The sequence below is a fragment of the Streptomyces sp. CA-250714 genome, from assembly GCF_050936705.1.
In the GTDB taxonomy this organism is placed as follows: domain Bacteria; phylum Actinomycetota; class Actinomycetes; order Streptomycetales; family Streptomycetaceae; genus Streptomyces.
On record NZ_JBNJMI010000002.1, the window covers coordinates 2391437 to 2414542 of the forward strand.

Here is a 23106-nt window from a genome sequence, read left to right on the forward strand (position 1 = left end):
CGTGACCACCGCAGGTCCCCCTGTACGCGGCCGGTCGACCCGGCAACGCGCCGCAGTCTCCGCGGCACTCGCCGAGGTCGAGGAGTTCCGCAGCGCGCAGGAACTGCACGACATGCTCAAGCACCGGGGCGACTCGGTCGGGCTCACCACCGTCTACCGAACCCTCCAGTCCCTCGCCGACGCCGGCGAGGTCGACGTGCTGCGTACGGACGACGGCGAGGCCGTCTACCGGCGCTGCCACAGTGACGACCACCACCACCATCTGGTCTGCCGCGCCTGCGGCAAGGCCGTCGAGGTCGAAGGCCCCGCGGTGGAGAAGTGGGCCGCCTCGGTCGCCGCCGAGCACGGGTTCGTCAACGTGGGCCACACGGTGGAGATTTTCGGCACCTGTGGAGATTGCGCGGCGAGCCACTAGGGCTTGCCCGGCGCCCCGAAGGGGCGCGGGGAACTGCGCGACCAGCCACGACGTAGCCGCAGCCGCCCGCGAACGGCACCAATCACCCGCTCCGCGCTGAGATGCGCGCCTCCACCCCGTCCAAAATCGTCGTCAGGCCGAAGGCAAAGTCGCCGGTGCCCTCCCAATCGTCGTCCGGGGGGCCGTCATCCAGTTCGCCGGAGGCGAGCAGCCCGCGGATGGCGGGAAAGTCACCGGTACCGGTGAGGTCGGTCAGCAACTGCCAGTACCGCTTGTGCGCGTCCTCCCAATCGGCGCCGTGCGACCGGCTCGCCTCGTCGATGTCCGCGAGGAGGGCGACGTTGCTGCGGGCGTGGCCACTGAGGGTGATCAGGACGCCGAGTTTCTCCTCGGCGTCCAGCCCGGTGTCCCGCAGATAGGCCAGTGCCTGCTCCATCCACTCCACCCCGTGCGGGGACAGCGGTGGAGTGCCGATGGGGATGCGGACGATCCACAGATGGCGCCGCAGCACGGCGTGGTAGGCGCGCGCCCAGTGCTCGATGCCGGCACGCCAGCCCTCTTCCGCTGGCGGGCCCGGCACGGGGGCGCCGATGGCCGCGTCCTCCATGAGGATCAGTAGGTCGTCCTTGCCCGCGACGTAGCGGTAGAGGGCCATGGTCGAGACGCCGATCTCGGACGCGACGCGGCTCATGGAGAGCGCGGCGAGCCCCTCGGTGTCGGCGATGCCGATGGCGGCCGCGACGATCCGCCGTACGTCCAGCCCGCGGGCCGGGCCCTTGCCCGGCCGCTCCTTCAGCCCCCAGGCGGCGGCCACGCCTGCCGGGAGACCGCCCGCCGACTGCTGCTCCCGCTTGGTCATCGTCCGCCGTTCCACCCTTCGGGTTGCCATTCACCACTCGGAGCGTGTATAGCATACGCAGTAAAGTTTATTGCATACGCAGTAGTGCGTATCGGATACACAGAAGAGGGGGGACGCGCCATGTACCCAGCGCCGGAGGCGAGTTGGGCGATCGAGACGCAAGGGCTGAGCAAGGCGTACGGCTCCGTACAGGTGCTCCAGGGGCTCGATCTGCGGGTGCGGCGCGGCAGCGTCTTCGCACTGCTCGGTCCGAACGGAGCGGGCAAGACCACCACCGTCCGCATCCTGGCGACGCTGACCCGCGCCGATGCGGGGCGGGCCACCGTGGCCGGTCACGATGTGGTCGCCGCGCGGTCCCGGGTACGCCGGGCCATCAGCCTCACCGGGCAGTACGCGGCGCTCGACGAGGAGCAGACCGGGCTGGAGAACCTGCGGATGATGGCGCGGCTGCGCGGCCGCTCACGCGCCGCCGCGCACACCCGCGCCGAGGAGCTGCTGGAGCGGTTCGCGCTCACCGAGGCGGGGGGCCGCCGGGTGTCGACCTACTCGGGCGGGATGCGGCGCAGGCTGGACATAGCGGCCGGGCTCGTCAGCGATCCGGAGGTGGTCTTCCTGGACGAGCCGACGACGGGGCTCGATCCGCGCAGCCGCCGCACGATGTGGCAGACCGTCGGTTCGCTGGCCAAGGCGGGCGTGACCGTCTTTCTGACCACGCAGTATCTGGAGGAGGCCGATCAGCTGGCCGACCGGGTGGCCGTGCTGGACAGCGGCAGGGTGCGGGCGGAGGGCACGCCCGAGGAGCTGAAGAAGACCGTCACGGCCCAGCGGCTGGATCTGACGATGGCCGGGCACGCGGCGTACGCGGAGCTGGCCGGGCGGCTGGGCGGGCGCGCGCTGCACCGGGTGCCGGAGGAGCTGGTGCTGGGTGTGGCGACCGACGGCAGCGCGGCGCATGTACGGGCGCTGCTGGACGAGTTGGACCCCACGCGCGAGCAGATCGCGCGCTTCGCGCTGCACAGCGCCACCCTTGACGACGTCTTCCTGGAGCTGACCCATGAGTGAGTACGTGGTACTGGCGGGCCGTTCCATCCGGCTGACCCGGCGCAATCTGGATGCGGTGATCATGGCACTGGTGCTGCCGGTGCTGCTGATGCTGGTGTTCGTCTACTTCTTCGGCGGCGCCATCGAGGCGAGCACCGGGGAGTATGTGACCTATGTGGCGCCCGGTGTGCTGATCCTGTGCGCGGGGTACGGCGCCTCGATGACGGCGACCACCGTCTCCAACGACATGACGGGCGGCATCATCGACCGCTTCCGCTCGATGGACACCGGCCCCACCGCCGTGCTGACCGGCCATGTCGCGGCGAGCGTGGCACGCAACGCGGTGGCCACGGCGGCCGTACTGGCCGTCGCGTTCGCGATCGGGTTCCGGCCGCACGCGGGAACAGCCGACTGGTTGGCGGCAATCGGCATCCTGCTGCTCTACATCACCACGCTCTCCTGGCTGGGTGCCGCGGCGGGCCTGCTGGCCAAGACCCCGGAGGCGGCCGGCGGGTTCACCTTCGGCATGCTCTTCCTGCCGTACCCCAGCAGCGCGTTCGTACCGATCGACACCATGCCGGACTGGCTGCACGGCTTCGCCGACAACCAGCCGGTGACCCCGGTGATCGAGTCGCTGCGCGGGCTGCTGCTGGACCAGCCCACCGGCAACAGCCCCTGGCTGGCGTCGGCTTGGTGCCTGGGGCTGCTGGCGGTGACGCTGCCGTTGTGCGCGGCGCTGTTCCGGCGGCGCACCGGCTGACGGCGCGACAGGGCGAGGGGGGCTGACCCGGCGTCAGGAGGCGGGGGGCGCCGGGTCGGAGGTCCAGTGGCGGCGGCCGAGGCTGATCAGGCGGAGCCTGCGGCGGGCCTTGTGCGCCACGACGTCCTCCGGCGGGCCCTCGCCCTGGGCCGCTTCCAGGAAGGCGGAGGCGGTCATCACCATCTGGTCGACGTACGTCTCGCCGAGCATGCGCAGATCCGCCGAACTCCAGCCGCGGGAGACCTCGTCGCGGGCGAGCGCCTCGGCCACCTCCTCCGCGAACCGGTTGAGCTGGGCACCGATGGCGATCCGTACGGCGGCCACCCCGCCATGCCGTTCGCGGCATACGAAGCGGATGTGCTCGGGGTGTTCGTGCACATAGCGGGCGATGGCGTCGACGAGGTGGTCGATGCGCTCACCGTCCTCGCTGCGCTCGGTCAGCCCGGCCTGTATCACCGCGTGCAGGCTGCCCAGCGACTCCTCGACCAGGGCGACACCGAGATCGCTCACGTCCCGGAAGTGCCGGTAGAAGCCCGCGGGTGAGATGCCGACGGCGCGGGTGATCTCGCGCAGGCCGAGGCTGCTGAGGCTCTGCTCCTCCAGCAGCGCCAGTCCGGCGTCCAGCAGCGCGCGGCGCGTCCGGGCCTTCTGGAGGTCCCGCTGCGAGTGGGGGGTGGGGGTGGTGCTGCTCATGGTCTCAGTAAACAGTTGTGCGCCGAGCGCCGCAATGCTGTAGTGTCGAACTCAGTGAACAACTGTAACGACAGTTGTTCACTGAACGTTCAAGCGCACGACGACCGCTCACACACAACGAGTTGGGAGAGAGGAACAGATGATCTTCCTCGTCGCAGCGTTCCTCCTGCTGGGCGTACTGGTGGGCCCGCCGGCCCAACTGCCGCCCGAGGTGACCCTCTCGGCAGCCGCGGTCATCGCCGCCTGGCTGCTGGTCTTCACCGTCCGCGAGCGCACCCGCCGCAACCGGCAGAGGAGTTGACCATGACCACTGTGCTGCTCCGCAAGGGCCGTACCCGGACGGGCGACGCCGACGACATGGCCGTGGCCTCGTTCGTCATGGGACTGGTCGGGCTGCTGGTGTTCAACATCGTCCTCGGCCCCTGCGCCCTGATACTGGGCGGACTGGCACTCGCCCGCGGCACCACCCGGCGCGGCCGCGCCCTGCTGGGCACTGCGTTGGGCGCCGCCGACCTGATCGTGCTGGCCGTACTGGTGACCGCGAACGGCACGGTCTCCTGGAGCTTCGGGAGCTGACGGAGGGCGCCCCGTCAGGGGCGCGGGGAACGGCGCGCGCAACCACAACGCGCCCGCAGCCCGCAGCCAGCGGCAAGGGGCACCCGCTCACGCGCCCTTCGCGGCGCCCTGCTGGCCCTCGTCATTGCGGGCACCGCCAAAGCGGCGGTCGCGCTGGGCGTACTCCAGGCAGGCCGCCCACAGATCGCGCCGGTCGAAGTCCGGCCACAGCACGTCCTGGTAGACCATCTCCGCGTAGGCGCTCTGCCAGATCAGATAGTTGGACGTACGCTGCTCGCCCGACGGGCGCAGGAAGAGATCCACGTCCGGCATGTCGCGGTAGTACAGATACTTCGCGAACGTCTTCTCGTTGACCTTGGCCGGATCCAGCCGGCCTGCCGCCACATCCTCGGCGATGCCGCGCGCCGCGTCCGCGATCTCGGCGCGGCCACCGTAGTTGACGCAGAAGTACAGCGTCATCGCTTCGTTGTCCTTCGTCTGCTCCTGGGCGACCTGGAGCTCCTGCACGACGGACTTCCACAGCTTGGGCATCCGGCCCACCCAGCGGATGCGGATCCCCAGCGCGTCCATCTCGTCCCGGCGACGGCGGATCACATCGCGGTTGAAGTTCATCAGGAAGCGCACCTCTTCGGGCGAGCGCTTCCAGTTCTCGGTCGAGAAGGCGTACAGCGACAGGTTCTTCACACCCATCTCGATGCAGCCCTTGAGCACGTCCATGACGACGCCCTCACCGACCTTGTGGCCTTCCGTACGCGGCAGCCCCCGCTGCTTGGCCCACCGGCCGTTGCCGTCCATGACGACCGCCACATGGTTCGGGACCAGCTCGCCCGGGATCTTGGGCGGCCGGGCACCCGAGGGGTGCGGTTCGGGCGTCGCGTACTCGCGCTGCTGCGACCAGGACAGCATTCCGCGGCGTGCCATCGGTACTCATCTCCAGCGGGCGGGGCTCGGGGGCAGTGCTGACCCGCCCGAGCCTAGCCGCTCCTGGCCGCCGGACGCCTGCCGGACGTAGCGCAGGGAGCGCAGCCCGCGCTCCAGGTGCCAGTGCAGATACGCCGAGACCAGGCCCGAGCCCTCCCGGCAGTGCCGGGGCTCGGCGGCGTCCGCCGTCTCCCAGTCACCGGTCAGCAGGGCACCCAGCAGCCGCAGCGCCTCCGGGGAGGGCACCACGCTGCCCGGGACCCGGCAGTCGGCACACACCACGCCGCCCGACGCGACGGAGAAGAACCGGTTCGGTCCCGGCAGTCCGCACTTGGCGCAGTCCGCGAAGCTGGGCGCGTAGCCGCCCATCGCGAGGGAGCGCAGCAGGAAGGCGTCCAGCACCAGGCCCGCGCCGTGCTCGCCCGTCGCGAGGGTGCGCAGGCCGCCGACCAGCAGCAGATACTGCTGCACGTTCGGCTCGCCCTCGTGGTCGGTGAACCGCTCGGCGGTCTCCAGCATCGCCGTACCGGCGGTGTAGCGGTCGTAGTCCGCCACGATGCCCTGGCCGTACGGGGCGATCGTCTCCGTCTGCGTACAGAGGGGGAGGCCGCGCCCCACCAGTTCGCTGCCCCGTGCGAAGAACTGCACGTCGACATGGCTGAACGGCTCCAGCCGCGCTCCGAACTTCGACTTCGTCCGCCGCACCCCCCGCGCCACAGCGCGCACCCGCCCGTGCCCCCGGGTGAGCAACGTGATGATCCGGTCGGCCTCGCCGAGCTTCTGCGTACGCAGCACGATGCCGTCATCACGGAACAGGGTCATGGCCCCATTCTCCCGCACGCACGCGCCCCGAAGGGGCGCGGGGAACGGCGCGAGCAACCACAACGCAACCCGCGGTCGACGACGGGCGGGCAGGGGCACCCCCTCGCCATCAGGGGGCGCCCGGGGTGATGAGGGCGGACTCATAGGCGGCGATCACAAGTTGTGCGCGGTCACGCACGGAGAGCTTGCCCATGATGCGGCTCACATGCGTCTTCGCGGTGAGCGGCGACAGCGCCAGCGCCTCGGCGATCTCGGTGTTGTTGAGGCCGCGCCCGACCAGGGCGAGGACTTGGCGCTCCCGCGCCGAGAGGGCGGCGAGGGCCTCCGGACACGGCCCGAGCGGCGCGTCCGGCGTCGGCGCCCGCAGTACGCGGGCGATCAGCCGTGCGGTCGGCCCCGGCGAGAGCAGCGCCTCTCCCGCGGCGACGGTACGTATCGCGTCCAGCAGCTCGGCGGGGCGGGTGTCCTTGACCAGGAACCCGGAGGCCCCGGCACGCAGCGCCTCGACCACGTGCTCGTCGGTGTCGTAGGTGGTCAGGACGAGGACCTTCACACTGTCCAGGTCCTTCTGGGCGGCGATCTGCCGGGTGGCCTCGATGCCGTCGAGGTCGGGCATGCGGATGTCCATGACGACGACATCCGCGCGGGAGGAGCGGGTCAGTGCGACCGCTTCCCGGCCGGTCGCCGCCTCCCCCACCACGGTCATGTCCTGAGCGGAGGCGATGAGCATGGCGAAGGCCGCTCGCACCAGCGTCTGGTCGTCGGCGAGGACGATCCGGATGGGGCCGCTGCCGCCCCTGGTGTCCCGTGCGGTTTCCGTCATGTCAGGGATCTCCTCGGTGCGGCGACGGACGTCGGTGCGGCAACGGACGGTCGGGCGGGCAGCAGGGCGGTGACGGCGTACCCGGGACGGGGAGCGCGGGGCCCGGCCTCGAGGGTGCCGCCGACGCTGCGGGCCCGCTCCCGCATCCCGGCGATACCGAACCCGCCGGGGCCGCCCGCCCCCTCCCCGGCGTCCGCCGGGGCGCCGCCGCCCCCGCCGTCGTCGACGACACTGACCCGCAGTGCCCCGCCCACCCCCTCCACCACGGCCCGTACGGAGACGGAGGCCCCCGCGTGCCGTACGGCGTTGGTCAGCGCCTCCTGAACGATGCGGTAGGCGGCGGCGCCCACAGCCGGCGCGGGCGCCAGGGCGTGCGCCGAATCGCGGAGGGACAGTTCGACGTGCGCGCCCGCGTCGCAGGCCGCCCTGGCCAGGTCCGGCAGCCCGGACAGGCCCGGCAGCGGCTCCTTCCCGTCCGCGTCCCCGGCGCGCAGCACCTCCAGGGTGGTGCGCAGTTCGGCACGTGCGCCCCGGCAGGTGTCGGAGATGCCCTCCAGTGCCTTGGCGACCGCCTCCCGGTCCAGCCGTTCGGGGTCGGCCATCAGCACGTGCGCGGCGACGGAGGTCTGCACACCGATCAGGGTGATGCTGTGCGCAAGCAGATCGTGCAGGTCGCGGGCGATACGCAGCCGCTCCTGCGCGACGCGGCGGGCCGCCTCCTCCTCGCGGGTGCGCTCGGCCCGTTCGGCGCGCTCCACGACGGCGGTGAGGTAGTTGCGGTGGATCCGTACCGTCTCACCGAACAGCACACACACCACGATCCACCCCGACGAGCGCATCATGTCGCTCAGCTCGTGGGTCTTCCCGGCGGTGCTCATCACCGTCACCATCAGGCCGACGATCCCGCAGAGGGTGGCGAACGAGCGCAGCGGCGGCCCCACGACGGCCATCGAGTAGAGCGCCACCAACGCCCCCGGTACGGCGGCCAGATGGGAGAAGTCCTGCGCGTGGTACGGGCCGACGCACACCAGGATCCCCAAGACCGTCAGCCACGGCGCCCGGCGGCGGAAGACCAGCAGCGCGCCGGAGCAGGTCAGCAGCGCCCAGCCGAGCAGCGTGGGGAAGCGCCCGTTGGCAGGCGAGGCGGCCAGCGCCATGGCCGTCTGAACGGCGCACACGGCCACCGCGAGCAGCACATCGCGCCGGGTGACCGGCGCTCCCTGCTGCGGAGGCTGCAGCAGGGAGCGCCGTACGAGCGCGTTCAACGGATCCTGAGGCATCTGCACAGGCCCAATCCTGCGCCAGGGGCAGCCGGTTGCGGCAGTGGGTCACGCCTCTCACTCACGGCGTGCGCCCTCGCCCTCCGTACGGAACAGCCGGCCCGGCCACCACATCCACCGCTTCAGCAACTGGCTTGCGGAAGTGACCAGATACGTCCGCACCAAGAAGGTGTCCAGCAGCACGCCCACCGCGATGACCAGGCCCATCTGCGCCATCAGCACCATCGGCAGCGTCGCCAGCACACAGAAGGTGGCGGCCAGCACGATGCCCGCGGAGGCGATCACCCCGCCCGTGGTGCGCAGCGCGGTCAGCGAGGCCTCGGCCACGGGCACCCCGCGCAGCGACTCCTCACGGGTGCGGTGCATCAGGAAGATGCCGTAGTCGACGCCGAGCGCGACGAGGAAGACGAAGGTCATCAACGGGATGCCCGGGTCGAGCCCCTCGAAGCCCAGCACCGGCTCGAAGACCAGCCCGCCCAGGCCCAGCGCGGCCCCCCAGGAGGCGACGACGGCGACCGTCAGGATGAGCGGCGCGACGAGGCTGCGCAGCAGCGCGATCAGGATGACCAGCACCGCGACCAGCACCAGCGGGATCACCACCTGGCGGTCGTCCGCGTTGGTCTCCTGCAGGTCCAGCTGTTGCGCGCTCGGCCCGCCGACCAGCGCCCCGGCCCCGTCCAGCGCGCTCAACTCGCCGCGCAGCTGCCGGATGGTCCGCTGCTCGCCCGCCGATTCCGGCTTGTCCTTGGCGTACACGGCGAACTCCGTCCAGCCGCCGCCGCTGCGCCCCTTCTCGACCCGAACGACACCGTCCGTACCGCGTACGGTCCGCTCGACGTCCCCGGCCGCCGCGGTGCGGGCGAGGACCGTGACCGGCTGGCTGCTGCTCTCGGGGAACGCCTGCTGCACCGTCTCCTGTGCGGAGACCGACTCGGGCTTCTTGGTAAATGTGTCCTGTTCGCGCAGGTCACCCGGCATCGCGAAGGAGCCGAGGGAGAGCGCGCCGAGCAGCAGCGCGCCGCCCACCAGGACGGTGACCGGGCGGCGCCCGGCCGAGCTGCCCATCAAGGTGAACATGGTGCGGCGGACCGGCTGCTTGCTGCCGTACGCCGGGATCAGCGGCCAGAACAGCCGCCGCCCCAGCAGGACGAGCAGCGCGGGCAGCAGCGTCATCATCGCGGCGAGCGCGCAGACGACGCCGACGGCGCCCACCGGACCCAGCGCGTTGACGCTGTTCAGGTCCGCCGCCAGCAGGCACAGCAGTCCTGCCGCGACCGTGCCGGACGAGGCGAGCACCGCGGGCCCGCAGCCGCGCAGTGCGGCGGTCATCGCGTCGAACGGGCGCTGGTGGCGGCGGAGTTCCTCGCGGTAGCGGGACACCAGCAGCAGGGCGTAGTCGGTGCCGGCGCCGAAGATGAGCACCGTCATCACCGAGGTGTTCATGGTGGTGGCCGTCAGATCGAACGCCTGCACAAGCCCGTAGACGAGCGCTCTGGCAGCCAGCGCCGCCACCCCGACCACCAGCAACGGGACCAGCCACAGCACCGGGCTGCGGTAGGTGAGGATCAGCAGCAGTGCGACGACCACCGCCGTGCCCAGCATCAGCGTCCCGTCGACGGACTCGAAGATCTCACTGCTGTCCGCGGCCATCGCCCCGGGACCGCCCAGCTCGACGGTCAGCCCGCGCGGATCGTCCGCACCGCCGTCCCGGATGATCCGGTCCCGGATATCGTGCACCGCTTTGTCCCGTACGTCCTCGTTGCCCATCCCCGTGAGGGAGAACGCGGTGAGGAGGGTCTTGCCGTCCTTCGCGGGGACGGTGCGCGGGAGGGCGCCGTTCTTCTCGCCCGCGAGGGCGTAGCTGTCGGTGATCCGGCGTACCTGGTCACGGGCCGACTCCCGGTCGGCCGCGGTCAGCCCGCTGTCGCGGTGGTGGACGAGCAGCAGTGCGCTGGTGCTGCCGCCGGGCAGTTCCTCCACCAGGTGCTGCACGCGGGTGGAGTCGGCGCTGCCGGGCAGGTAGTCGGTGGGCTTGTCGCGGGTGACGTCCATGAGCTTTCCCGCGAACGGCGCGGCCAGCGCGAGGACGACGACCCACAGTGCGATGACGGCCCACGGTACGGCGCGGGGGCGGCGGCCCGTGGGGGGTTCGTCGCCGGGTGGTGGCGTGGGCGTGTCCGCCCGCTCGGTCACTTCGATCGTGGGTCCCATCCGGGTCCCCCTTTTCCGTCGGGAAACTGACTCCCGACCAGGCTTCCGGCCCGCCGCGCCCGGATCGTCGCCCCCACGACCGAACCCCCCACTACCACCGCGGTCGGCCCGGGGCGCCCGTTACTCCCCCGGTCGTACTCCCGCCGTGGGTCTCCCCCTCCGAGCCCGCCCGTGGCCGGTCAGCGGCTGGGCCCTCGCACCACGCGGCGCAGCCAGTGGAAGGAGTCCTTGGGGGTGCGCTCCAGCGTCGCGTAGTCCACGTGCACGAGCCCGAAGCGTTGCGTGCGGCCCTCGGCCCATTCGAAGTTGTCCAGCAACGACCAGACGAAGTAGCCGCGTACATCGATCCCTTCGGCCAGTGCCGTGTGCAGGGCACGCAGATGGGCGTCGAGGAAGGAGATACGGCGCGCGTCCTCGGTGCGGTCGGGGTACGCGCAGCCGTTCTCGGTGATCAGGACGGGCGGCAACCGGTCGCCGTACCGGTCGCGCAGTGTGCGCAGCGTCTGGGTGAGCCCCTCGGGGACGACGGCCCAGCCGAACCCGGTCCGCTCCCGGTCGGGTATCTCGTGGAAGGCGAAGGGGAGTCCAGCGGGGATGCCGATGCCCGCGAAGTCGCCTGCGGAGTCCCCCGCGCCGACCAGAGTGGGCTGGTAGTAGTTGACGCCGTACCAGTCGAGGGGTTCGGCGATCACCTTCAGGTCCTCGTCGACCGGCCCCGGCAGCAGCGCGGCCAGCTCCGGATCCGGGTAGCGCCCCAGCAGCAGCGGATCCGCGAACAGCCGATTGCTGACGGTGTCGTAGAAGTCGGCCGCGCCGGTGTCCGCCGCGCTGTCGGACAGCGGCTGGACGGGTCCGTGCGAGTTGGCGATGCCGATGGAGCGGGCGCCGTGTGCTCGCAGTACGCGGACGGCCAGTCCGTGCCCGAGCAACTGGTGGTGCGCGGCGGGCAGCGCGTCGAACAGCAGCCGCTTGCCGGGCGCGTGCACGCCGAGGCCGTAGCCGAGCAGGGTCACTTCGGCGGGCTCGTTGAGCGTGATCCAGTGCGCCACCCGGTCCCCGAGGCGGGCGGCGACCGTATCGGCGTAGTCGGCGAACCGCTGCGCCGTCTCCCGTCGCAGCCAGCCGCCGCCCTCCTCCAGCGCGAGCGGGGTGTCCCAGTGGAAGAGGGTGGGCGCCGGCTGGATACCGGCTTCGCACAGGGTGTCGACGAGCCGGTCGTAGAAGTCGAGCCCCGGTGCGTTGACCCGTCCGCTGCCGGAGGGCAGCACGCGGGGCCAGGAGATCGAGAACCGGTATGCGCCGACGCCGAGTTCGCGCAGCAGCGCGACGTCCTCGGGCCAGCGGTGGTAGTGGTCGGTGGCGACGGCGGCGTCGCTGCCGTCCTTGATCCGGCCGGGTTCGCGGACGAAGGCGTCCCAGGCCGACGGCCCGCGCCCATCCTCGTCTGTCGCGCCCTCGATCTGGAACGCGGAGGTCGACACGCCCCACAGGAACCCGTCGGGGAAGGCGGGCAGCGGCTGTCGGCTCGTCATGCCGGGAGCCCACCAGCGTCCCGGTCAGGAGTCAATACCCGTGCTTGACGTGCTCCCTGGCCTAGAGTCCAGGGATTCCAGCCTGGGTCGTCCGACCCTTCCGGGGGCTTCCTGCTTCACCGCGCTGTGCGGGCACGTGTGCCCGTCTTACCGGCACTCCACAGGCGTTTAGTGTCTCCGCCCGTCCGGCGGCGACGATACGGCGTCCTTCGAAGAGAACGTTGCGGGCTGCGTTGTGGTCGCGGTCGTGCACGGTGCCGCACACGCCGCACGTCCACTCCCGGACGTGGAGGGGCTTCGGCCCGTCCCGGAATCCGCAGGCCGAACAGACCTGAGAGGAGGGGAAGGCCCGGTCCACCTTGGCGAAGGCGCGGCCGTGCTTGACCGCCTTGTACTCCAGCATGCCGACGAACGCGGACCATCCCGCGTCGTGCACGGACTTGGCGAGCCGGGTGCGCCCGAGGCCGGACACCGCGAGGTCTTCCACGTACACCGCTTGGTTGTCGCGGATGATCTGTGTGGATGCCTTGTGGTGCCAGTCCCGGCGCCGGTTGGCCACGCGGGCGTGCTGGCGTGCGACCTTGATGCGGGCCTTGGCCCGGTTCTTCGATCCCTTGGCCTTGCGGGACAGCTCCCGCCCAAGCCGCTTGAGCTTCTTCTCGGCCCGGCGCAGGAAGCGGGGGCTGTCGATCTTCCGGCCATCGGACAGGACGGCGAAGGCGGACAGGCCGAGGTCGATACCGCACTCTGCCTCCACCTGGGGAAGGATGTCCGGCTCGGTCTCGACGACGAAGCTGAGGAAGTACCGGCCGGAGCTGTCTTTGGTGACGGTCAGGGACGTGGGTGCGGCCGGAAGCCGGCGGGACCATTTGACTTTGAGGTTGCCGACCTTGGCCACGTACACCGTGCCGTTCTCCTGAAGCGAGAAGGCGTTGGTGTTGAGGCGGATCGACTGCCGGGTGTCCTTCTTCGATTTGAAGCGGGGCGGGCCGACCTTGCGGCCCTGCCACTTGCCCTTGATCGAGTCGAAGAAGTTCTTGTAGGCAGTGTCCAGGTCCCGCAGAGACTGTTGCAGGACGACGGCTGACACCTCGGCGAGCCAGGCGCGTTCCTGGGTGCGCTTGGCCCGGGTGATGCGAAGCCGGGACAGCTCGGCCGACTTCACTTACGGCAGCCCCGCCGCGTGCGCTTCCTTGCGGTCGCGCAGGCAGTCGTTCCACACCACGCGGGCGCACCCGAACGCATGCGCCAGCGCACGGCGCTGGGAGGCGTCCGGGTAGGCCCGGTAGTTGTAGCGGAGCTGCACACCCAGGATCCTACGACGATTGGTCTCATGGATGAGAGGAACGACTACAGGCGTGGCAGACACGTATTTTCGGCGATGCATGTCCACTTGGTCTTTGTGACAAAGTACCGGCGCGGGGTGTTCAACGACGAGATGCTGACGCGCTGCGAAGAGATCATGCGCAAGGTCTGCGAGGACTTCGAGGCGGAGCTGAAGAAGTTCAACGGCGAACACGATCACGTCCACCTCCTGGTGCTTCCCCAAGCTCTCAACTTCGTTCGAGCAGGGGAGACCCCATCCCGCCCAAGGTCGCCGTCTCGAAGCTGGTCAACAGCCTCAAGGGCGTCTCCGCCCGCCGGATACGGCAAGAATCCACCGGCCGGACCAACCGCACCATCATGCACGGACACCTGTGGTCACCCTCGTATTTCTCCGCGTCGTGCGGCGGAGCACCATTGGCGATCGTCCGCCAGTACATCGAGCAGCAAAAACGTCCGCTCCAAAGTGCACGTCAGAGCAGTCTGGAGATGCATTCATCCCCGGCGTGAACGCCGGGGCCTTCTGCAAGAGTCCCGGTAACCGTGCGGAGCGACCGGCGCGGACGGGCCGTCAGGAGGGGGTACGGGCCTGGGCCAGCAGCCGGTCCACGTCCTCGGCACCGAGCTCCAGCGCCCGTCCGATGGTGGTCAGCACCTCGCGCTCGGCCGCGCAGTACACCCCGTCGGCCAGCGCGATCCGCGCCCCTTGCAGTAGCAGGCTCTCGCGGCCCGGTACGGCCAGATGCGGGGTGAGCGGGGCGAGCACCTCGTGCAGTTCGATCTCCAGGGAGATCCTGCCGTGGCCGTGCTGTCTGCTCTCCGCGGTGAGCGCGGCGAGCAGCGCGGTCAGCTCCTCCTCGGTGCAGCCGGGGAAGCCTGCGGCCCGTACGGTCTCGGCGGCCGTCTCACGGGCGGCGCGCGCGTCCGAACCGCCGGCCGCCAGCACGGCGAGCGCCACGCTGTGCACCGCCTCGCGCAGCATTGTGGCGAGCCGCCCGGTGGTGGGCCGGTCGAGGGTGTCGGCGCCGAAGTGGCCGCGGCAGGCCACGCATTCGACCACGGGCCCCGCGAGGCCGCGCGGGATCAGCGGGAGGCCCAGTACGACGAACCGGCGCCGCCCCGTGCGCCTGCGGTAGCGGCGGTCACCTCCGCAGCCGGGGCAGAAGAAGTCGCCGTCGTCGAGGGTGCGCCAGCTCGTGCGGACCCCTGCGAGACGTACACGGAAGGGTCGTTGGCGCATGGCCTCGCACCTCCATCACGATTCGGCAACGTCGCCGGGTGACGTGATATTAACCACAGCCGGGCGCCGGAGACAGCCCCTGGAGCCGTTTTCGGTCTCCCCAAGTCGCGTGCCGCCGACGCCCGGTGGGTGACATTCCGTGCGGAAACCCTTACCTGTAGGCGCGGTTCACGGCGGAGACGGCGGCCTTGATGGAGGCTCGCACAATGTTGGCGTCGATGCCGACGCCCCACAGGACCTGGCCGCCGATGGCGCACTCGATGTAGGCGGCGGCCTGGGCGCCGACGCCCTCGCTCATGGTGTGCTCCACGTAGTCGAGCAGGCGTACGTCCAGGTCGACGGCGTGCAGCGCGTCGAAGAAGGCGGCCAGCGGGCCGTTGCCGGTGCCGCTGAGCACCACGGGCTCGCCGTCGACCATCGCCTCGACGGTCAGCGCGTCGGCGCCCTCGCTGGTGGTGGAGGTCTGCGCGCCGCGCAGTGCGATACGGCCCCAGCTCTTCTCGGGGGTCGGCAGATACTCGTCCTGGAAGATCGCCCAGATGTCGGCGGGCGTCACCTCGCCGCCGTCGGTGTCGGTCTTCTCCTGGATGATCTTCGAGAACTCCACCTGCATCCGGCGGGGCAGATCCAGGTTGTGCTCGCCCTTGAGCACATAGGCGATGCCGCCCTTGCCGGACTGCGAGTTGACGCGGATGACGGCCTCGTAGGAGCGGCCCACGTCCTTGGGGTCGATGGGCAGGTAGGGAACGGCCCACTCGATCTCGTCCACGCTCTTGCCCGCCTCGGCGGCGCGGGCCTCCATGGCGTCGAAGCCCTTCTTGATGGCGTCCTGGTGGGAGCCGGAGAAGGCGGTGTAGACGAGGTCGCCCACGTACGGGTGGCGCGGGTGCACCTCCATCTGGTTGCAGTACTCGTAGGTGCGCCGGATCTCGTCGATCTGCGAGAAGTCGATCATCGGGTCGACGCCCTGGCTGAACAGGTTCATGCCCAGCGTCACCAGGTCGACGTTGCCGGTGCGCTCGCCCTGCCCGAACAGACAGCCCTCGACGCGGTCGGCGCCCGCCATCACGGCCAGCTCGGCGGCGGCGACGGCGGTGCCGCGGTCGTTGTGCGGGTGCACGGACAGGCATACGTGCTCGCGCCTTGAGAGGTGGCGGCCCATCCACTCGAAACGGTCGGCGTGCGTGCTGGGTGTGGAGCGCTCGACGGTGGCGGGCAGGTTGAGGATGATCTCGCGGCCGTCCTCGGGCTGCCATACGTCCATGACGCCCTCGCAGACCTCCAGCGCGAAGTCCAGCTCGGTGTCGGTGAAGATCTCCGGGCTGTACTGGTAGCCGAAGACGGTGCGGTCGTCCAGCAGCTTCTCCGCGTACTCCATCACCAGCCGGGTGCCGTCCACGGCGATCTGCTTGACCTGGTCGCGGGTGCCGCGGAAGACGACCTCGCGGAAGACCGGGGCCGTGGCGTTGTACAGGTGCACCGTGGCGTGGTGGGCGCCCTTCAGTGACTCGACGGTCCGCTCGATCAGCTCTTCGCGGGCCTGGGTGAGGACGGAGATCGTCACGTCCTCGGGGATCGCGTCCTCCTCGATGATGGAGCGCACGAAGTCGAAGTCGGTCTGGCCCGAGGAGGGGAAGCCGACCTCGATCTCCTTGTAGCCCATTCGGACCAGCAGGTCGAACATCTCCCGCTTACGGGCCGGGGACATCGGGTCGATCAGCGCCTGGTTGCCGTCCCGCAGATCGGTCGACAGCCAGCGCGGGGCCTTGGTGATCCGGTTGCCCGGCCAGGTGCGGTCGGGCAGGTCGACGGCCTCGTACTGCCCGTACCTGTGGACCGGCATCCCGGAGGGGCGCTGGCGTACGGAGGCGGCGGTGAGCGGGGTGGCGCGGCCGATGGGCGCCTGGGTCGGGCGGGCAGAGCGGGCCGGCTGCTGGGATGTCATGGCGTTCAGGCTCCTGTGAGGTGGCTGTTCCAAGACCGACGACAGCACTGAACTCCGCGGGGAGGGGGTCGGCCTCGCGGTGGCTACAGACCCTCGCCGCGGCAGCTAAGAAGAAGCAGCCCGAAACGCATGATGTTGGCAGCATAGCCGAGCCCTGCTGTGCAGCCAGTGGCGTATCACCATGCGGGATGTCGCCGTGATGTCGGCGAAAAGGACATCCCGGCGGCCCGTTCAACACCGTTTTGTGCGAATCATGGCCGCTACCGGTGACAGCTCGGTAACCCAGTGCCACATTGCTTTCTATGAACGCACATCGCGCGCACTCATCGCAGACCCATCCCGTCTTCTGCACCATCGTGCCTCCACACCTCCTCGACCAGGTGTCCAGGCACAGCGACGACGTCCTCTCCAGGCCGGCCCGGCGCACCCTCGAGCGGGACGCGACGCAGCGCACCCGGCGCCGGATCACCACGGTGCGTCACGGCCTCCTCGCGGCAGCACCGTCCGCGCCGGACATCGACCCCGCCGACCGCAAGCCGCAGCGCACCATCTCCGACGCGGAGAACACGGAGCAGCTGCCCGGCAAGACGGTCCGCGAGGAGGGTTCCGGGCCCGTCCAGGACGCCTCGGTCAACCGCGCCTACGCAGGTCTGGGCGCCACCTTCGAGCTCTTCCTGAGCGTCTACGACCGCTACTCGATCGACGGCGCGGGGCTGCCCCTGGACGCGACCGTGCATTTCGGCGAGGAGTACGGCAACGCCTTCTGGGACGGCGAGCGCATGGTCTTCGGCGACGGCGACGGCGAGATCTTCCGCGACTTCACCCTGCCGGTCGACGTCATCGGCCACGAGCTGACCCACGGCGTGACCCAGTACACCGCCAACCTGGAGTACTTCGGCCAGCCCGGAGCGCTCAACGAGTCGGTCTCCGACGTCTTCGGCTCGCTGATCAAACAGCACAGCCTGGGCCAGAGCGCACAGGAGGCAGACTGGCTGATCGGCTCCGGACTGTTCACCGAACGGGTGGAGGGCGAGGCCCTGCGCTCGATGAAGGCGCCCGGCACGGCCTACGACGACGACGTCCTCGGCAAGGACCCGCAGCCGGCCACGATGGAGGACTACGTCAACACCGGCTCCGACAACGGCGGGGTGCACATCAACTCCGGCATCCCCAACCACGCCTTCTACAAGCTCGCCGTGGACCTGGGCGGCAACGCCTGGGAGCGCGCGGGCCAGATCTGGTACGACACCCTCACCGGCGGCTCGCTCCAGCCCGAAACGGACTTCGCGGGGTTCGCCGCGGCGACCACCGAGGCCGCCAAGTCCCGCTACGGCGACGGCAGCGACGAGCACGAGGCGGTACGCAAGTGCTGGTCCGAGGTGGGTGTGACGGCGGAGTGACGGACAGCTGACGCCGTCCGCCCGAAGCTGCCGTTCCGGCACTTAACGTGCGGGCGGATCGCCGGGAAGATGGACGTATGCGTATCACTGTCATCCGCACGGGTGGCTTCGGCGGGCTCACCCGCCGGGCCACCCTCGAGACCGCCGGCCGGCCCGACGCCGAGGAGCTCGCGCGCCTGGCCGACCAGGCGGTGCGCGAGGGGCTCCGGGAGGCGCCGATGGGCGTGCCCGACGGATTCCACTACGAGGTGAGCATCGAGACCGGCTCCTCGGCCGCCACCGCCCACTTCGCCGACCCCAAGCTCACCGAGGCGCAGTCCACCCTGGTGAGAAAGGTGCTCAAGGAAGGAGCCTGAGCGCCCCGCTGCCCCTGACCCTCCCGGGTCAAGGGCAGCTCGTCCGGGCGAGGCGCTGCCGGTCAGGGCAGGTAGTACATGGGGTTGGGCAGCTTGACCTTCCGGTTCGCGTACCCGCCCTTCAGATCGCTGTACTGGTCGCCGAAGTTGGCGAGGATGTCGTAGCCCTGGTCCTCGATGTGCTTGCGGGTGCCCGACTTGTACTCGACGGTCGTGCAGTCGCTGCCGCAGTCGAGGTAAGGCGGCGGGTGCTCCTCGTTCTTGAGGAAGAAGCGGTCCTTGCCGACCGGGTTCTTGTAGCCGACCTTCTTCAGGTTCCGCACGCTCCAGTCGCGCTGGTACTCCTTGCGCCCGGTCACCAGGAACACCGTGATGCCCTTGCTGTCGGCCCAGTTGACGAGCTTGCGCATACCGAAGACCGGGTCCATGTTCTCGGTGCGCAGATACTCGTCCTGCGCCTCGGGCGTGAAGTGGTAGCCGATCCGGCGCTCGAAGTTGTAGGTGAGCAGCGTGGTGTCGTCCACGTCGAACACGACAGCGGGCTTCTTCTTCGAGCCGTTCCCCGAGCGGTACTTGCGCAGGTCGCCTTCGAGGTCTTTGCGGGCCTTCGCGGCGATGCCGCGGGTCTGCTCGGCGTAGTTGCTGTGCGGCGAGGCGTAGTGCTCGCCGTCCGGGGTCTCGATGTCGCCGTAGTACGCCTCGATCTTGGTCTTCACCTGATCGAGATTGGGTATCTCCTTGTCGGTCCTGGGCGCCGCGTGATCTGCCGTGGCCTGGCCGACCCCGAAGAAGGCCGTACCCGCGACGGCGGCGACGGCCACGAGGGGCAGAACTGATCGGAGAGAACGGGGCATTGCGCGGCTCCTCGCGGCGACTGGCAGTTGGCAGGGGCATGAAACCCCGTGATCTCCGGGAACGTAACAGCGCGCACAACGACTCATCTACGCGCGGAGATTCAACGCTTCGTAAAAACTGCACCGGCTCCGGCTCGCCGACGGAGGCACATCTTGGGAGGCCGACGACGTCGCGAGCGGGACGGTGGCGAACCCCGGAACTCGCGTCACCGCTGGTAGTCGCTCGCTTACGGAACGCGTCCACGAGGCCACCAGGGCCGTCACTTTACCGCCCCACGCACCTCTCCCGCCCCTCCCGCCCCGCGATCCCGTGCGGGGGAACGCCTCTGCGCGCGCACCGGCGGCGCCGCGGACGCACTATGGTCGGTGGCACGCCGCACGGTCGGCAGGTACGCCCCGCGGCCGCAGGCCGGGGCGGGACGGGGACGGCGAAGTCGACGGTCGACGCCGGAAGGCACGGTGAGCACGGTGAGCACGCGCAGGACCCCCGAGGCCGGTCGTCCCATGCCGGGCCAGTCCGGCAGGGGCGCGGCACATTCCCCGCATCCCGGGCACCCGGCCCGCCCACTCCCCTCCCGCGCACACCCGCGGCAGACGCACCGCGCCGCGCTCTCCCGGCCGCTGTTCGACCCGCTGGCAGCGGTCCGCCCGCCGGACGCCCCCCGCTGGGACGTGTATCTGACCGGCACCGTCTTCCTCGACATCATCTTCACCGGGCTCGACTCGGCTCCCGTACGCGGCACCGAGTCCTGGGCCCGCGGCATGGGCTCCTCACCCGGCGGCATCGCCAACATGGCCACCGCGCTCGCCCGCCTCGGCCTGCGCACCTCGCTCGCCGCCGCGTTCGGCGACGACATGTACGGCGACTACTGCCGCGAGGAGTTGGAGGCGGGCGAGGGCATCGACCTCTCCCTCTCCCACACCGTCCCCGGCTGGCACTCGCCCGTCACCGTCTCGATGGCGTACGAGGGCGAACGCACGATGATCTCGCACGGCCACGAGGCCCCGCCCAAGAACGCGGCCACCGCCTACGACCCGGACGCCCCGGAATGCCCGCCACCGGCCACCGCGTGCGTCTCCTCGCTGGTGCCGGGGCGCGCCCAGGAGTGGATCGCGACGGCCGCGCGGCGCGGCAGCCGTATCTTCGCCGACGTCGGCTGGGACGAGACCGGCCGCTGGGATCTGGCGGCGCTGGCCGAACTGCCCGACTGCGAGGCGTTCCTGCCCAACGCCGCCGAGGCGATGCGCTACACCCGCACCGAGACCCCGCAGGCCGCCGCGCACGCCCTCGCCGCGCACGTCCCGGTCGCGGTGGTCACCATGGGCGCCGACGGTGCGTACGCGGTGGACGCGCGCACCGGGGAGACCGCGAGCGTGCCGGGCATCACCGTCGAGGCGCTGGACACCACGGGCGCGGGCGATGTGTTCGTCGCGGGGTTCGTCACCGGCAGCCTCGCCGGGTGGCCGCTGGCCGACCGGCTCGCCTTCGCCGGGCTGACCGCCGCGCTGTCCGTCCAGGAGTTCGGCGGCTCCCTCTCGGCGCCCGGCTGGCCCGAGATCGCCGGCTGGTGGCGCCGGGTGGGCTCCCAGGAACCCGACTGCCGCCACTACGGGTTCCTGAGCCGCATCCTCACCGACTGCGCGGCATCGGCTCCGCCGCGGCGTGCCGTACCCACGCTGGGGTTCCGGCGGGGCTGCGACCGCGAGGGCTGAGCCCGCGCGCTGCCGTGCCGGGCCTGCGGTCCGGGAGGACACCGCGGGGTGACCCGGGAGCGCGAGCCGGATAAACCGCCGCAACACAGGGTAAACACCCAACAACTTTCTGTATGGGTACACAGTGGCGCACGCCGCCGCCGCGACGCCTCCGGCGAGCCCCGGCCCCGCTGTCCCTGCCGTCCCTCCTCCCTCCTCGAAAGGACACGCGATGCGCTACGGAAACGCGCTGCGGGAGGAAATCCGCTCTCCCGGTACGACACCGCTCATCGGGATCTACGACATGTACTCCGCGTCCGTCGCCGCCCAGCACTTCGACGGCTTCTTCGTCTCGGGATTCGGGTTCGCCGCCTCGCACTACGGGCTGCCGGACATGGGCTTCATCGCCTGGCCGGACATGGTGGCCTTCCTGGAACGGCTGCGGCTGGCCTTTCCAGCCCAGCATCTGCTGGTGGACATCGACGACGGCTACGTGGATCCCGAGGTCGCCTGCCACGTCGTCCAGCGGCTGGAGAAGGCCGGAGCGTCCGGGGTCGTCATGGAGGACCAGAAGCGTCCGCGCCGGTGCGGCCACGCCGACGGGAAACTGCTGCTGCCCCTGGAGGAGTACCTCGAGAAGCTGCACCTCGTACTGGAGAGCAGGCAGGACCTCGTGGTGGTCGCCCGCACCGATGCCACGGAGGAGGCGGACATCGTGCGCCGGGCCGAGGCGCTGGCGGCGACCGAAGCGGACGTCGTCCTCGTCGACGGGGTGCGCAGCACGGAGTGGATCCGCCGTATCCGCGCGGTCACCGGCGACAAGCCCCTGCTCTTCAATCAGATTGCGGGCGGCAAGTCCCCGCGGCTCTCGCTGTCCGAACTGACCGACCTGGGGTACCAGGTGGCGATCTACAGCACCCCCTGCCTCTTCGCCGCGCACGCCGCGATCGACGCCGCGCTCACCGAGCTCAAGGCGGCCGACGGGCGGCTGCCCGAGTTCGTCGCCGGCTCGGTCGGCGTTCGGGCCTCCACCGAGCTGCTGGAGAAGAACATCAGCAGACACCACCCGCGCGACCCCGAGCTCGTCTCCGTCTGACCCCGGCGTGCCCGGCCACGGCCTGCCAGGAGCTGTTTTACGAACGTAAAACTCCGTCTGCCCTCTGCGTCCCGCCCCTGCGCAAATCCGATGAGCGGTGTCGGAGTGGCGTCGTACCCTGGAGCCGTAGTGGAAGAACGCCGCAGCGAGGGAGATGAGCAGGCCCCAGAGGCCGCCCATGACGCAGACAACCCCATCCCAGGCCGGATCCGGGCAGCAGACAGCCCGCTTCACCGTGCCACCCACGCACCCCATGGTCACGGTGCTGGGCTCCGGAGACTCTCTGCTGCGCGTGATCGAGGACGCGTTCCCCGGTACGGACATCCATGTCCGGGGCAACGAGATCAGCGCGACCGGTAACGCCGCGGAGGTCGCTCTGGTCCAGCGCCTGTTCGACGAGATGATGCTGGTGCTGCGCGCCGGCCAGCCGATGACGGAGGACGCGGTGGAGCGTTCGATCTCCATGCTGCGCGCGCAGGAGAGCGGCGCCGGCGCCGCCGACGAGACACCCGCCGAGGTGCTCACCCAGAACATCCTCTCCAACCGGGGCCGAACGATCCGTCCCAAGACGCTCAATCAGAAGCGCTATGTGGACGCCATCGACAAGCACACGGTCGTCTTCGGCATCGGCCCGGCCGGCACCGGAAAGACGTATCTCGCGATGGCCAAGGCGGTGCAGGCGCTCCAGGCCAAGCAGGTCACGCGCATCATCCTGACCCGGCCCGCGGTCGAGGCGGGCGAGCGGCTCGGCTATCTGCCGGGCACGCTCTACGAGAAGATCGACCCGTATCTGCGGCCGCTGTACGACGCGCTGCACGACATGCTCGACCCCGACTCGATCCCCCGTCTGATGGCGGCCGGGACGATCGAGGTGGCGCCGTTGGCGTATATGCGCGGCAGGACGCTGAACGACGCGTTCATCATCCTGGACGAGGCGCAGAACACGAACCCCGAGCAGATGAAGATGTTCCTCACCCGGCTCGGCTTCGACTCGAAGATCGTGATCACGGGCGATGTGACCCAGATCGACCTGCCGGGCGGGACGAAGAGCGGGCTGCGCCAGGTGCGGGAGATCCTGGAAGGCGTCGAGGACGTCCACTTCTCGCTGCTGACCAGCACGGACGTGGTCCGGCACAAGCTGGTGGGCCGTATCGTCGACGCGTACGACCGCTACGACAACGCCCAGCAGCAGCCCGGTCCGGCCGAGGGCGACAACGCGGGCGCGGGCGCGCACGCGAACCGCGGCCACCGCAAGAGGAAGTAACCG

The 23106-nt window shown here is 70.4% G+C and carries 20 protein-coding genes and 3 pseudogenes; 11 read left to right on the forward strand and 12 right to left on the reverse strand.

All coding sequences use genetic code 11. The features are described from left to right. Position 1: 1 nt before the first annotated feature. Positions 2-415: a Fur family transcriptional regulator gene (locus ACQEU8_RS29625; RefSeq protein ID WP_433106467.1), complete on the forward strand. Its 414-nt coding sequence runs from the start codon at positions 2-4 to the stop codon at positions 413-415. A gap of 82 nt (positions 416-497) precedes the next feature. Here ACQEU8_RS29625 and ACQEU8_RS29630 read toward each other — a convergent pair whose 3' ends face one another. Further along, positions 498-1274 (reverse strand): TetR/AcrR family transcriptional regulator, encoded by a 777-nt coding sequence (locus tag ACQEU8_RS29630; protein ID WP_433106469.1) that lies wholly within the window; start codon positions 1272-1274, stop codon positions 498-500. A gap of 120 nt (positions 1275-1394) precedes the next feature. Between ACQEU8_RS29630 and ACQEU8_RS29635 the strand changes: the two genes are divergently transcribed. Both ACQEU8_RS29635 and ACQEU8_RS29640 read left to right on the forward strand, forming a co-directional pair. Further along, a complete protein-coding gene (locus ACQEU8_RS29635) occupies positions 1395-2336 on the forward strand; it encodes an ATP-binding cassette domain-containing protein (RefSeq protein ID WP_433106471.1) in 942 nt (313 codons plus the stop codon). Then, a complete protein-coding gene (locus ACQEU8_RS29640; protein ID WP_433106473.1) occupies positions 2329-3075 on the forward strand; it encodes an ABC transporter permease in 747 nt (248 codons plus the stop codon). Before ACQEU8_RS29635 ends, ACQEU8_RS29640 begins: the two co-directional genes overlap by 8 nt. 33 nt (positions 3076-3108) lie before the next feature. On the opposite strand, the gene ACQEU8_RS29645 is transcribed toward ACQEU8_RS29640, so the two are convergent. Further along, positions 3109-3768 (reverse strand): TetR family transcriptional regulator, encoded by a 660-nt coding sequence (locus tag ACQEU8_RS29645; protein ID WP_433106475.1) that lies wholly within the window; start codon positions 3766-3768, stop codon positions 3109-3111. Positions 3769-3907: 139 nt separating this feature from the next. Here ACQEU8_RS29645 and ACQEU8_RS29650 point away from each other — a divergent pair, with 139 nt between their 5' ends. Beyond that, positions 3908-4069 (forward strand): hypothetical protein, encoded by a 162-nt coding sequence (locus tag ACQEU8_RS29650; protein WP_433106477.1) that lies wholly within the window; start codon positions 3908-3910, stop codon positions 4067-4069. 2 nt (positions 4070-4071) lie between these two features. Further along, positions 4072-4344, forward strand: coding sequence for a DUF4190 domain-containing protein (locus tag ACQEU8_RS29655; RefSeq protein ID WP_433106479.1), 273 nt, complete (start codon positions 4072-4074; stop codon positions 4342-4344). 87 nt (positions 4345-4431) lie between these two features. On the opposite strand, the gene ACQEU8_RS29660 is transcribed toward ACQEU8_RS29655, so the two are convergent. From ACQEU8_RS29660 to ACQEU8_RS29690, 7 genes and pseudogenes are all read right to left on the reverse strand, one after another. Continuing rightward, positions 4432-5265: an isoprenyl transferase gene (locus ACQEU8_RS29660; protein ID WP_433106481.1), complete on the reverse strand. Its 834-nt coding sequence runs from the start codon at positions 5263-5265 to the stop codon at positions 4432-4434. A gap of 75 nt (positions 5266-5340) precedes the next feature. Then, a pseudogene (gene recO, locus ACQEU8_RS29665) lies at positions 5341-6087 on the reverse strand (DNA repair protein RecO); the annotation flags it as partial. Positions 6088-6196: 109 nt separating this feature from the next. Beyond that, positions 6197-6910, reverse strand: coding sequence for a response regulator (locus tag ACQEU8_RS29670; RefSeq protein WP_433106483.1), 714 nt, complete (start codon positions 6908-6910; stop codon positions 6197-6199). Then, positions 6907-8190, reverse strand: a complete 1284-nt coding sequence (locus tag ACQEU8_RS29675) for a sensor histidine kinase (RefSeq protein ID WP_433108811.1) — start codon at positions 8188-8190, stop codon at positions 6907-6909. The genes ACQEU8_RS29670 and ACQEU8_RS29675 overlap by 4 nt, the downstream gene beginning before the upstream one ends. Before the next feature lie 57 nt (positions 8191-8247). After that, entirely contained in the window at positions 8248-10401 is a 2154-nt protein-coding gene (locus ACQEU8_RS29680) for an MMPL family transporter (protein ID WP_433106485.1), read from the reverse strand. A 179-nt stretch (positions 10402-10580) separates the two neighbouring features. Continuing rightward, positions 10581-11933 (reverse strand): GH1 family beta-glucosidase, encoded by a 1353-nt coding sequence (locus ACQEU8_RS29685; protein ID WP_433106487.1) that lies wholly within the window; start codon positions 11931-11933, stop codon positions 10581-10583. 61 nt (positions 11934-11994) lie between these two features. Further along, positions 11995-13239, reverse strand: a pseudogene (locus ACQEU8_RS29690) (RNA-guided endonuclease InsQ/TnpB family protein). Positions 13240-13266: 27 nt separating this feature from the next. On the opposite strand from ACQEU8_RS29690, the pseudogene tnpA reads away from it, so the two are divergent. Then, positions 13267-13766: pseudogene (gene tnpA, locus ACQEU8_RS29695) on the forward strand (IS200/IS605 family transposase). 61 nt (positions 13767-13827) lie between these two features. On the opposite strand, the gene ACQEU8_RS29700 reads toward tnpA, so the two are convergent. Both ACQEU8_RS29700 and leuA read right to left on the reverse strand, forming a co-directional pair. Then, positions 13828-14496, reverse strand: a complete 669-nt coding sequence (locus ACQEU8_RS29700; protein ID WP_433106489.1) for a TerB family tellurite resistance protein — start codon at positions 14494-14496, stop codon at positions 13828-13830. Positions 14497-14647: 151 nt separating this feature from the next. Continuing rightward, positions 14648-16441, reverse strand: a complete 1794-nt coding sequence (gene leuA, locus ACQEU8_RS29705; RefSeq protein WP_433106491.1) for a 2-isopropylmalate synthase — start codon at positions 16439-16441, stop codon at positions 14648-14650. A gap of 302 nt (positions 16442-16743) precedes the next feature. Here leuA and ACQEU8_RS29710 point away from each other — a divergent pair, with 302 nt between their 5' ends. Together ACQEU8_RS29710 and ACQEU8_RS29715 are read left to right on the forward strand one after the other, a co-directional pair. Next, the gene (locus ACQEU8_RS29710; protein WP_433106493.1) at positions 16744-17841 is read left to right on the forward strand and encodes a M4 family metallopeptidase; all 1098 of its coding nucleotides are present in this window, start codon (positions 16744-16746) and stop codon (positions 17839-17841) included. 77 nt (positions 17842-17918) lie between these two features. Next, the gene (locus tag ACQEU8_RS29715; protein ID WP_433106495.1) at positions 17919-18197 is read left to right on the forward strand and encodes a protealysin inhibitor emfourin; all 279 of its coding nucleotides are present in this window, start codon (positions 17919-17921) and stop codon (positions 18195-18197) included. A 62-nt stretch (positions 18198-18259) separates the two neighbouring features. On the opposite strand, the gene ACQEU8_RS29720 is transcribed toward ACQEU8_RS29715, so the two are convergent. Beyond that, complete coding sequence (locus tag ACQEU8_RS29720; protein WP_433106497.1) at positions 18260-19051, reverse strand: HAD family acid phosphatase; 792 nt, start codon at positions 19049-19051, stop codon at positions 18260-18262. Between the two features lie 459 nt (positions 19052-19510). Between ACQEU8_RS29720 and ACQEU8_RS29725 the strand changes: the two genes are divergently transcribed. The 3 genes from ACQEU8_RS29725 to ACQEU8_RS29735 all read left to right on the forward strand — a co-directional run bounded on the left by ACQEU8_RS29725 (position 19511) and on the right by ACQEU8_RS29735 (position 23103). Beyond that, positions 19511-20764, forward strand: coding sequence for a PfkB family carbohydrate kinase (locus ACQEU8_RS29725; protein WP_433106499.1), 1254 nt, complete (start codon positions 19511-19513; stop codon positions 20762-20764). 211 nt (positions 20765-20975) lie between these two features. Continuing rightward, positions 20976-21839 (forward strand): isocitrate lyase/PEP mutase family protein, encoded by an 864-nt coding sequence (locus ACQEU8_RS29730; RefSeq protein WP_433106501.1) that lies wholly within the window; start codon positions 20976-20978, stop codon positions 21837-21839. A gap of 178 nt (positions 21840-22017) precedes the next feature. Then, positions 22018-23103 carry a PhoH family protein gene (locus ACQEU8_RS29735; protein ID WP_433106503.1) on the forward strand — a complete coding sequence of 362 codons (1086 nt, stop codon included), beginning with the start codon at positions 22018-22020 and terminating at the stop codon, positions 23101-23103. Positions 23104-23106: the final 3 nt, after the last annotated feature.